Raw genomic sequence first — 12,363 nt, 5'->3', positions numbered from 1 at the left:
AACAATGAAACAATTATTAGCATTTGTACGCAAAGAATTTTATCATGTATTCCGGGACAAACGCACACTGTTGATACTCTTTGGGATGCCCATTGTGCAAATCGTACTTTTTGGTTTGGCATTGAGCAGCGAGGTCAAGAATATTGGTGTTGCCGTGATGGATAATGCCCGCGATGTGCAATCGGAACAGATTATTGCCAAAATACGGTCGAGTGCCCAATTTGAGATAAAAGAAGATGAGCTGAATTACAAAGAAATAGAAGAGCACTTTAAAACAGGTGAAATAAAATGTGCTGTCTTGTTTCCAGCAAATTTTGGTTCTAAGCTATACAAGGCAGAAGGCGCACAGATACAAGTTATAGCCGACGCGTCCGACCCCAACACCGCAACCACAGTAGCCAATTACTTGAATGTCATTGTCAGAAATTATCAAGGAGAACTAAATCCCAATACACAACTGTCTTACCAAATCATTCCTGAAATAAGACAATTGTACAATGAAGAACAGAACGGCTCACTCAATTTTATTCCGGGTGTTATTGCGTTGATATTCATGATTGTCAGTACGGCATTGACATCGGTTTCGGTTGTCAGGGAAAAAGAAATGGGGACTTTAGAAATATTATTGGTATCGCCCTTCAAGCCTGTATTGGTGCTGCTAGCCAAGGCAATACCTTATTTGGTGCTTTCATTGATTGATTTTATCATTATTTTATTGCTTTCGGTATTCTTTCTCGACGTGGAAATATGGGGAAGTCTTCCCTTACTTTTTGTGGAAAGCACACTGTTTATCATCACTTGTCTTTCACTCGGATTACTCATATCCAATGTAACCAATTCGCAACAAACAGCTATGCTAATTTCAATGATGGGAATGATGTTGCCAACCATGCTACTTACAGGCTTTATGTTTCCCTTGGAAAATATGCCAAAAATTTTTCAATGGATTTCCAATATACTGCCGTCAAAATACTATTATGCCATTATGAAAGGCGTAATGCTCAAAGGACTTGGATTTAGTTACGTTTGGAAAGAAACCCTCGTATTAGTGGGAATGTCCACAGTGTTGTTATTTATTGCATTAAAGAATTTTAAAAACCGCTTGCAATGAAGACATTAGGCTTTATTTTACAGAAAGAATTCCGTCAGATTTTGAGGGACAAAACCATATTGGCAATGATGTTTGCCATGCCGATTATGCAGTTAGTTATATTGCCTTTGGCGGCCAATTTTGAAGTAAAAAATGTAAATGTGGCCTATGTAGACCACGACCACAGTAGTTATTCCAAAGAATTGGCTGATAAAATTGCCTCATCTGGCTATTTTAAAATGCTTGGAAATAGTAGTTCGTACGGAGAAGCACTGGAAATGATTGAGTATGGTACTGCCGATTTAGTACTCGAAATACCATCCGGATTTGAAAGAAATCTGGTGCGTGAAAAATACCAGAAAGTAAACCTTTCCGTCGACGCCATCAACGGTACAAAATCTTCTTTAGGCAGTGTATATCTAATGCAAGTTATTGCCGAATTCAACCGTAATCTTGACGTAAACATAAAGTCGCCCAATGGTAAAACAGCGGTACCACGGGCAAAAATTTCGGTAAAAAACATCAATTGGTACAACCCGAGAGCGGAATACAAATATTATATGGTTCCGGGCATTTTAGTGCTGTTGTTAACACTGATAGGAGGTTTTATTACCGCCTTGAATATTGTGAGGGAAAAGGAAATAGGAACCATTGAGCAAATCAATGTAACACCTATTCAGAAGTGGCAGTTTATTTTGGGAAAACTTATCCCTTTTTGGCTGATCGGTATGATCGTATTTACACTCGGACTCCTGGTTATGTATTTGGTTTACAGTATTTCTCCACAGGGCGGTTTGTTGATACTCTATACATTTGGTGCAGTTTATCTAATCGCTTTGTTAGGTTTCGGATTATTGATTTCAACCTTTGCCGATACTCAATTGCAAGCGATGTTCATCGCCTTTTTCTTTATGATGATATTTATGCTGATGAGTGGTTTCTTTACCAGTACTGACAGTATGCCGGATTGGGCAATTGCTGTATCCAACCTCACACCAGTTACTCATTTTATAAAGGTTGTCCGACTAATTGTTTTGAAAGGAGCTGAATTTGCACAGTTAAAGAGGGAATTAGTTTACTTGGCATTATTTGCCATAGCCTTAAATGGTTTTGCCATTTGGAATTACAGAAAAACGACCTAGTTCATTTTTTTATTTGAAAAGGAGCAATGCACGGTGACAAAATAGTTCCTAAGCGTAAACGATTAAAGCCGAAGTCACATATTTTTCTTAAACGAAGAACGTACAGTTACTTATCTCAAACTAAGAAACAAAAAGAGGCTACCGTTTCTGGCAGCCTCTTTGAGAAATTGCTTGAGATTAATTTCTACGATCAGCTCTTGGTAGGTTCTTCAGCCTTTTTAATGACTACAGTGAGTTCGTCTCTGTCTGAATCCAGATCCATAAAGATGCTGTCGCCTTCCGACACTTTGGAGTTGATAATCTCTTCGGCAAGGCTGTCTTCAATATATTTCTGAATAGCCCTTTTCAAAGGTCTTGCTCCGTATTGCTTGTCGAAGCCTTTTTCAGCGATATAATCTTTGGCACTGTCACTGAGTTCCAATTTGTATCCGATATCGCTGATGCGTTGATAGAGTTTTTCCAGTTCGATATCGATGATTTTGTGTATATCCTCTTTTTCCAAGGGGTTAAATACAATGACGTCGTCGATACGGTTCAAGAATTCGGGTGCAAACGCCTTTTTCAGAGCATTTTCGATTACGCTTTTCTGGTGCTCGTCGGCTTGTGCCTTTCTCGCAGAAGTTCCGAAACCAACCCCTTGTCCGAAATCTTTAATCTGTCTGGCTCCAATATTGGAGGTCATTATAATAATGGTGTTTCTAAAATCTACTTTTCTACCGAGACTGTCGGTGAGGAAACCGTCGTCTAATACTTGTAGCAGCATATTAAACACATCAGGGTGCGCTTTTTCTACCTCGTCTAGCAATATTACGGCATAGGGTTTTCTGCGCACTTTTTCGGTGAGCTGTCCACCTTCTTCATAACCTACGTATCCGGGAGGTGCTCCTATAAGTCTAGATATGGCAAATTTTTCCATGTATTCACTCATATCGATCCGTATCAGAGAATCTTCAGAGTCGAACAATTCTCTAGCGAGTATTTTCGCGAGTTGTGTTTTACCAACACCGGTTTGTCCGAGAAATATAAATGAGCCTATAGGTTTGTTAGGGTCTTTGAGTCCGGCTCGGTTTCGCTGAATGGCCTTGGCCACTTTGTCTACCGCTTCGTCCTGCCCAATTACCTTGCCTTTGATGCGTTCCGGCAGTTGTGCCAGTTTGCTGCTCTCGGCCTGAGCAATGCGGTTTACGGGGATTCCACTCATCATGGAAACTACGTCGGCTACGCTTTCTTCGGTGACTACTTCCCGGTGAAGTTTGCTCTCTTCTTCCCATTTTTCTTGGGCGGTAGCGAGTTCTTTTTCCAGTCGTTTTTCGTCGTCCCTGAGTTTGGCAGCTTCCTCGTACTTCTGTTTTTTAACTACCGAGTTTTTAAGCACCCTTACGTCTTCCAGTTGTTTTTCCAATTCTAGGATTTGTTTAGGCACCTCCATTTTGGTAATGTGAACTCGCGATCCCGCCTCGTCGAGGGCGTCTATAGCCTTGTCCGGGAGATATCGATCGGTCATATACCTATTGGTGAGTTTTACACAGGCTTCGATAGCCTCGTCGGTATAATCTACATTGTGGTGCTCCTCGTATTTTTCCTTGATATTGTGTAGGATTTCGATAGTTTCTTCCACACTGGTAGGTTCCACAATTACCTTTTGAAACCGCCTTTCCAATGCTCCGTCTTTCTCTATATACTGTCTGTATTCGTCTAGTGTAGTAGCTCCAACACATTGTATCTCTCCACGAGCCAGGGCGGGTTTAAACATATTCGATGCGTCGAGACTACCCGTAGCACCTCCGGCACCTACTATGGTGTGAATCTCATCGATGAAGAGGATGATGTCGTCGTTTTTTTCCAACTCGTTCATCACTGCTTTCATCCGTTCCTCAAACTGCCCTCTGTATTTGGTTCCGGCAACGAGCGAGGCGAGGTCGAGAGTTACTACTCTCTTGTTGTACAGTATTCTCGATACTTTCTTCTTTATAATTCTGAGCGCAAGTCCTTCAGCAATAGCACTTTTACCCACTCCAGGTTCTCCTACTAGCAAGGGGTTGTTTTTCTTTCTCCTACTGAGGATTTGAGATACCCTTTCGATTTCCTTTTCTCGTCCTACCACAGGGTCGAGTTTTCCCTCTTCTGCCAATTGAGTCAGGTCGCGACCAAAATTGTCCAGTACAGGTGTCTTAGATTTCTTACCGGGTTTGCTCCCTGTCGGATTGTTGAAGGGATTGTCTCTCGACGATTCTTCTGAAGATCCCGACTCATCTGAATAGGATTCTGCCGTAGGGAGGTCGATGTATTCATCTTCGCTTGCACTCATAAATTTGAATTGATCTTTAACCCTGTCGTAATCCACTTTTAGCTTGTTCAGCAACTTTGTGGTAGGGTCGTTTTCATTTCTCAAAATACACAGCAAAAGGTGTGCGGTATTTATAGAGGTGCTCTGAAAGAGTTTTGCCTCCAGAAAAGTCGTTTTAAGCGCTCGCTCCGCTTGTCTGGTGAGGTGTAAGTTCTTTTTGCTATTGGCGGTCAATGAGGTGCTGGAATTAGCCGGACTCAGTATTTCCACTTTTCTTCGCAACATATCCAGATCGATTTCCATAGAACTGAGTATATTGATCGCTTTACCACTTCCGTCTCTCAATAGTCCCAACATAAGATGTTCCGTACCTATAAAATCGTGTCCGAGACGCAGCGCCTCTTCTTTGCTATAAGCAATTACATCTTTTACTCTTGGTGAAAAATTGTCATCCATGATTTATCTCCTTTCGATATTCTCCCAATAAGCCATATAGTGGCCGGGAATTTGGATTAAAAATAAAACTACGGTGCTATTTACAAAAACCGTACCTTTTGAAGTGCCCGTATTGCTAATAGACGAAAAATCTCTGAAAAACAAAAATTTTTCTAGGGCAATTTATCAACGGCTTTACAAAGGGAGTACCGATTAGTGCTTGTAGGTCTTGTTGTACTGATTTGTCGGGCTTATTCTCCCATTAATGGCTTCAGTATTTCGATGAAACGCTGCGAAACTTTCCAACAACAGCGATGCCACACCATACGACAGTAGAGACTGACGTATTGTCCGATTGAGAAAGTTTCTGGAAATCAGAGGGAATAAGCGTTTGCTATTTGATTATTCTAATGTTGATAAAATACTTAAAAAAGCCTGAGGCCAAATACGGCCAAAGCTAATAAAATGCGTATATTGGCTCGATTTGAAAATTAACATGATTAATTAATTTTTTTGATATGGCAGAAGGAGAAAAGCTGATCCCTATCAATATTGAGGATGAGATGAAGTCGGCTTACATCGATTATTCGATGTCGGTCATTGTGTCACGTGCACTACCCGATGTAAGGGACGGGCTCAAGCCTGTTCACCGTAGGGTTTTATTCGGGATGTACGAGTTAGGGGTACTTAGCAACAGATCTTATAAAAAATCTGCAAGGATAGTAGGAGAGGTATTGGGTAAATACCACCCTCATGGAGATTCGTCAGTCTACGATACTATGGTGAGGATGGCACAGGAGTGGAGTTTGCGCTATATGCTTGTAGACGGACAGGGAAACTTTGGTTCTGTAGACGGCGATCCGCCTGCGGCGATGCGTTATACCGAAGCTAGAATGCGCAAGATATCTGAAGAATTGCTGGCAGATATCGATAAGGATACCGTAGATCACCGACTCAATTTTGACGATACACTAAGAGAGCCTACAGTATTGCCAACAAGGGTTCCGAACCTCTTGGTAAACGGAGCTGCGGGAATTGCAGTCGGTATGGCTACCAATATGCCACCACACAATTTAAGTGAAGTAGTAGATGGTACTATAGCGTATATTGACAACAACGATATTGAGATCGATGAACTCATACAGTATGTCAAGGCTCCAGATTTCCCAACAGGCGGAGTCATTTATGGTTATGACGGAGTTCGCGAGGCCTTTAAAACTGGAAAGGGACGGGTAGTAATACGTGCGAAAGCCCAGATAGAGGAGGTACAAGGACGAGAATGTATCGTGGTTACCGAGATTCCGTATCAGGTGAACAAGGCCGAAATGATTAAGAAGACCGCTGAACTGGTCAACGAGAAAAAGCTGGAGGGAATTTCTAATATACGAGACGAATCGGATAGAAAAGGGATGCGTATCGTTTATGTACTCAAGCGCGATGCTATACCTAATATAGTATTGAATACGCTGTATAAATACACTTCCTTGCAGTCATCTTTCAGCGTGAATAATATTGCGCTGGTCAATGGTAAGCCTCAGTTGCTTAACCTCAAAGACATGATTTACCACTTTGTCGAGCACCGCCATGAGGTTGTAGTTCGTCGTACCACATATGAGCTCAAGAAAGCCGAAGAAAGAGCGCATATCTTGGAAGGATTGATCATCGCTTCAGACAATATAGACGAGGTGATTGCCTTAATCCGTGCTTCCAGCAATGCCGATGAAGCCAGGGAAAAACTTATCGAGCGTTTTTCTCTTTCCGAGATTCAGGCTCGTGCAATTGTTGAAATGAGATTGAGACAGCTCACCGGATTGGAACAGGACAAACTGAGAGCTGAATATGAAGATATCAAGAAATTGATTGAAGAGCTGAAGGATATTCTGGCTAGAAAAGAGCGCAGGATGGAAATTATAAAAGAAGAACTTCAGGAGATCAAAGACAAATACGGAGATGAGAGAAGGTCTACTATAGAATATGCAGGAGGAGACTTCAGTATAGAAGATATGATTCCGGATGAACAGGTGGTAATCACCATATCTCATGCCGGATATATCAAGAGAACCCCTCTTACAGAATACAAGACACAAAACAGGGGAGGAGTAGGACAGAAGGCTTCTACTACTAGAAATGAGGATTTCTTAGAACACCTTTTTGTGGGAACTAATCACCAGTATATGCTCTTCTTTACCCAAAAGGGAAAATGTTTCTGGCTGAGGGTTTATGAAATTCCCGAAGGAACGCGTACTTCTAAAGGAAGGGCTATACAAAATCTTATAAACATAGAGCAGGACGACAAGGTAAAAGCCTTTATATGTACTAAAGACTTGAAAGACGAAGAGTACATCAACAGTCACTATGTAATTATGGCCACTAAGAGGGGAGTGGTTAAGAAAACTTCTCTTGAACAGTATTCTCGTCCGAGACAAAACGGTATCAATGCCATTACCATTCGCGAAGACGACGAACTGTTAGAAGCAAGGTTAACTACCGGAAATAGCCAAGTTATGCTGGCCGTAAAATCGGGTAAGGCAGTCCGCTTTGAAGAGGAGAAAACCCGTCCTATGGGAAGAAATGCTTCGGGAGTGAGAGGAATTACTCTCGCAGACGATTCCGATGAGGTAGTAGGTATGATTACCATAAACAATCCGCAGGAGGAGAGCGTGCTGGTCGTCTCAGAAAACGGTTATGGAAAGCGTACCTTTATCGACGATCCGGAAGATGGTACTCCAATATATCGAATTACCAATAGAGGTGGTAAAGGTGTAAAAACTATTTCCATTACAGAAAAAACAGGTAAATTAGTAGCCATAAGGAGTGTATCTGACACAGACGACCTGATGATTATTAATAAATCGGGAATAGCCATACGACTTAAAGTTAGTGATCTTCGCGTTATGGGAAGAGCTACACAGGGTGTTCGTCTTATCAATATTAAAGGAAAAGATTCCATCGCTGCAGTGGCCAAGGTGATGAAAGAGGAGGAAGATGTGGATGATATTGATACTTCGGGTGATGAAAATGTGGAGACAAATAATTAACTTTGTTAAAAATTAGAAATAAAACCTAATCTCACACCGTTTTTGAAGGTTTAATTAAAAAGAAATTTATTTAACACAAAACTCATGAAGAAAAAGATTTTTATCTTTTCCGCTGCACTGTTGATTTCTTCTTTGTCTATCGCTCAGAAGAAAGAGCTTAGGGATGCGGAAAAAGCGTTGAAAAATGGGAGTCTTGCCGAAGCGAAGTCTGCACTGCAGAGCATAGAAGGTACAATTGCATCTGCCGACGATCGCAGTAAGGCACACTATTACTACTTGGAAGGAAAGTTGAATTATTCTCAGGCCAAAAACGGGGAAAATGTAGAATCTTCCTACCAAAATGCTGTAGATGCCTTTAATAAGCTTATCGATGTAGAAAAGGGATCTTCCAAAAAGTATACTGCTGAAGCTTCACAGCTCATACAGACGATTTCAGTTGACCTTGTCAATTCGGCTGTTGAAGACAACAAAAACGAGGCTTATGCCGATGCTGCCAAAAAGTTGTATATGGCTTATCAGTTGGATACCAACAACCAAGACTACCTTTACTATGCAGCCTCTAGTGCTGTTAATGGAAGGGATTTCGACACTGCCTTGGAGTACTATGAAAAGCTCAAGGAATTGAAGTATACAGGAGAAACTGTAAAATACTACGCGACCAATAAGGATACTGGCGAGCGTGAAGAATTGCCGAAAGAACAGAGAGATCTTATGGTAAAAGCGGGAACATACAGTAATCCTCAGGATGAGAAAACAGAGTCTCGTTTCCCTGAGATCGTTAAAAATATCGCCTTGATTTACGCTGATAAAGGAGATAATGAAAAGGCAATAGAAGCCGTGAAGGAGGCAAGAAAAGTAGATCCTGAAGACGTTAATTTACTGATGACCGAAGCTAACCTTTACATTAAACTCGATCAGAAAGACAAGTTTAAAGATATTATGGAGGAGGCCATTGAAAAGGATCCGAATAACCCTATGCTTTATTACAACCTCGGGGTTATTACTGCCGAACAAGGAGATACGCAAAAGGCCAGAGAGTATTACGAAAAGTCTATCGAACTCGACGATACATACGAAGCTAGCTATATGAATATGGCTTCGGTGATATTGGGCGATGAAGTATCGATTGTAGATGAGATGAACAGCTTGGGTACTTCACAGGCCGACAACAAGCGTTACGACGAGTTAAAAAAGAAACGCGAAGATCTTTACAAAGAAGCTATCCCTTATTTGGAAAAGATTCTAGAGTTGAATCCTAAGAGTTATGATGCTACCAAAACCTTGATGAATATTTACGGTTCAATAGGTGAGGATGGCAAATACAAGGAGTTAAAGACTAAACTAGACGGCTTAGAGCAATAGTTATTGTCGAAGAGATACTAAAAAAGCGGGGTGAAAAAACCCCGCTTTTTTTTGTCCTTATTTTTCGCTTTCACTATGCTGATTTCTGAACACCAATTGGTCGTCAAATTCATCTAAGAGTATAATACTATCTGTAGTGATCTTACCAGCTAGTATTTCCTTTGAAAGTTCGTTCAACACATCTCTCTGAATTACTCTTTTCACCGGACGGGCACCAAATTGAGGATCGTAGCCTTTGCGAGCTAGATAGGAAACAGCTTCTTGTGTAGCATCGAATACAATATGCTGTTTGGCAACCATTTTCGTGACATTTTTGAGTTGTAACTCTACAATTTCCTTAATGTTAGCTTCTGTGAGCGGGCTAAACATGATAATGTCGTCTATCCGGTTTAAAAATTCCGGTCTTATGGTTTGTTTTAGCAATCCGAGAACTTCTACTTTTGCGGCTTCTGTTGCAGTATGTATATCTTGAGAACCTTCAAATTTTTCCTGTATGATTTGGCTTCCGAGGTTGCTGGTCATAATGATGATGGTGTTTTTAAAATCGGCAAGCCTTCCCTTATTGTCGGTAAGCCTTCCTTCATCAAGCACTTGTAACAGCAAGTTAAAGGTGTCGGGATGTGCCTTTTCAATCTCATCCAGCAACACTACAGAGTAGGGTTTTCGCCTCACCGCCTCAGTGAGTTGTCCACCTTCATCATAACCTACATAACCCGGAGGAGCACCTACTAATCTGCTCACTGAATGCCGTTCTTGATATTCGCTCATATCGATACGAGTAATGGCCGATTCGTCGTTAAACAGGTAGTCGGCCAAGGCCTTGGCCAATTCTGTTTTTCCCACTCCTGTAGTTCCCAAGAAAAGGAAAGAACCAATGGGACGCTTTTGATCTTGTAATCCAGCTCGACTTCGTCTTATAGCGTCCGACACTGCCTGTATAGCCTCTTCTTGTCCCACGACACGCTTGTGAAGCTCTTCTTCCAGCATCAACAATTTTTCCCGATCAGTCTGTAGCATTTTGGTTACGGGAATCCCGGTCCACTTGGCCACTACCTCGGCGATATCTTCGTTGGTCACCTCTTCTTTAATCAGAGAACTTCCTCCTTGTTGCTGTTGTTCCAGCTGCAGTTGTAAGGCATCGAGCTTCTCTTGAGCTTCCTTTATTTTTCCATATCTAATCTCAGCTACCTTTCCATAGTCACCTTCTCGTTCGGCTTTCTCGGCTTCGAGTTTGTAGTTTTCTATAGCTTCTTTGGTGTTCTGAACACGATCTACCACCTCTTTTTCACTTTGCCATTTGGCATAGATCTCGTTGCGTTCTTCCTTGAGATTGGCTAAATCGGCATTTAGAGATTTCAGTTTGTCCTGATCATCTTCCCGTTTTATGGCCTCGATCTCTATTTCCAACTGCATAATCTTCCTGTCGAGTACATCCAGTTCTTCTGGTTTAGAATTGATTTCCATTCGCAGTTTAGAGGCCGCTTCATCTACCAAATCTATCGCCTTGTCGGGCAAAAAACGATTTGTGATATAGCGTTGTGACAGTTCTACTGCAGCTATAATAGCCTCGTCTTTGATCCTCACTTTGTGGTGGGTTTCGTATTTTTCTTTGATTCCGCGGAGTATGGAAATAGCACTTTCAGTATCGGGTTCGTCGACCAATACTTTCTGGAATCTACGCTCTAAAGCCTTGTCCTTTTCAAAGTACTTCTGATATTCGTCTAAGGTAGTGGCTCCTATGGCTCTGAGTTCTCCCCGTGCCAGTGCTGGTTTGAGGATATTGGCTGCATCCATAGCCCCTTCACCGCCTCCGGCACCTACAAGGGTGTGTATCTCATCGATAAAGAGTACAATTCTACCATCCGAGGAGGTAACTTCTTTAATAACGGATTTAAGCCTTTCCTCAAATTCACCTTTGTATTTTGCTCCTGCAATAAGAGCACCCATATCTAGCGAACGGATTTCCTTATCCTTAAGGTTTTCTGGGATATCTCCCTGTATAATACGATGTGCTATTCCTTCGGCAATAGCCGTTTTACCTACTCCAGGCTCGCCGACCAACATAGGGTTGTTTTTGGTTCGCCTCGAAAGTATCTGCAGTACCCTTCGTATTTCTTCGTCACGACCTATCACAGGATCTAGCTTGCCATTGTTGGCGAGTTGATTGAGGTTGATAGCGTATTTGTCCAGTGCGTTGTAGTTGTCTTCTGCACTTGCCGAAATGACTTTTTCTCCCTTTCTCAATTCGTCTATGGCTGCTCGTAATCCTTTTTCTGTCACACCTTGATCTTTTAAAATCTGGGCAATCTTACTCTTCGATTTGAATACCGCTAGGATGAGATGCTCTACAGAGACGTATTCATCGTCCATCTTTCTGGCTATAATACTGGCTTCGTTCAAAGTACCTCCGGCATCTCTCGACAGCATTAATTCACCGCCGTCTACCTTTGGAAAACTATTTAGGGTATTGTCCAGAATCTGTTGTAGCAAACCTATATTTACCTGCAGTTTTTTTAGTAAAAAAGGAAGTACGTTTTGGTCTACTTCAAATATGGCCTTAAAGATGTGTTCGTTTTCTATTTGCTGATGATCATATCCCTGAGCTATTTGTTGAGCCCGTTGGATAGCCTCTTGGGTTTTTATGGTGAAATTGTTCAAGTTCATATATACTTTTTTATGTTTTTAATCAATTGTTGTTTCGGAATTTGGAGTAGTCAATTCTCGTTCCAATGCTATTCAACTGCCATAATGTCATTTATTTAAAAAGAAAATGTGTCATTTTGTCGTTATTTGTTAGGTTGTTGTTTTTCCATTGAGCTTAGGAGCATGTCATCGTTTAATATTGTATTTTTGTTTGAGAAATAGAATCACTAGTGTCCCATAAAATTAAAAGATGTTTAAAAACCAACAAATATCACACTCTAGAATGTCCAAAACGCACTTTTGAATTTTGAATTACAAGTTCATGAATTGAAGTCCGTTCACTTGAAAATTATATGTAAATCACTG

General features: G+C 41.3%; 6 protein-coding genes. 4 read left to right on the top strand and 2 right to left on the bottom strand.

The window, feature by feature from the left end:
* Positions 1 to 4 precede the first annotated feature (4 nt).
* Both ACYZZR_RS06190 and ACYZZR_RS06185 read left to right on the top strand, forming a co-directional pair.
* Complete coding sequence (locus ACYZZR_RS06190; protein ID WP_461533126.1) at positions 5 to 1,111, top strand: ABC transporter permease; 1,107 nt, start codon at positions 5 to 7, stop codon at positions 1,109 to 1,111.
* The gene (locus ACYZZR_RS06185) at positions 1,108 to 2,232 is read left to right on the top strand and encodes an ABC transporter permease (RefSeq protein ID WP_461533125.1); all 1,125 of its coding nucleotides are present in this window, start codon (positions 1,108 to 1,110) and stop codon (positions 2,230 to 2,232) included. Before ACYZZR_RS06190 ends, ACYZZR_RS06185 begins: the two co-directional genes overlap by 4 nt.
* A 190-nt stretch (positions 2,233 to 2,422) precedes the next feature.
* Here ACYZZR_RS06185 and ACYZZR_RS06180 read toward each other — a convergent pair whose 3' ends face one another.
* Positions 2,423 to 4,975 (bottom strand): ATP-dependent Clp protease ATP-binding subunit, encoded by a 2,553-nt coding sequence (locus ACYZZR_RS06180; RefSeq protein ID WP_461533124.1) that lies wholly within the window; start codon positions 4,973 to 4,975, stop codon positions 2,423 to 2,425.
* 497 nt (positions 4,976 to 5,472) lie between these two features.
* Here ACYZZR_RS06180 and gyrA point away from each other — a divergent pair, with 497 nt between their 5' ends.
* Together gyrA and ACYZZR_RS06170 are read left to right on the top strand one after the other, a co-directional pair.
* A complete protein-coding gene (gene gyrA / locus ACYZZR_RS06175; protein WP_461533123.1) occupies positions 5,473 to 7,992 on the top strand; it encodes a DNA gyrase subunit A in 2,520 nt (839 codons plus the stop codon).
* An 84-nt stretch (positions 7,993 to 8,076) separates the two neighbouring features.
* Complete coding sequence (locus tag ACYZZR_RS06170) at positions 8,077 to 9,354, top strand: tetratricopeptide repeat protein (RefSeq protein ID WP_461533122.1); 1,278 nt, start codon at positions 8,077 to 8,079, stop codon at positions 9,352 to 9,354.
* Positions 9,355 to 9,411: 57 nt separating this feature from the next.
* Here ACYZZR_RS06170 and clpB read toward each other — a convergent pair whose 3' ends face one another.
* A complete protein-coding gene (gene clpB, locus ACYZZR_RS06165) occupies positions 9,412 to 12,018 on the bottom strand; it encodes an ATP-dependent chaperone ClpB (protein ID WP_461533121.1) in 2,607 nt (868 codons plus the stop codon).
* Positions 12,019 to 12,363 lie beyond the last annotated feature (345 nt).

Source organism: Sinomicrobium sp., assembly GCA_029266035.1.
Classification (GTDB): Bacteria; Bacteroidota; Bacteroidia; order Flavobacteriales; family Flavobacteriaceae; genus Sinomicrobium.
Note: the sequence above shows the minus strand (reverse complement) of the source record. Positions and strands in the feature narration are given on the sequence as shown.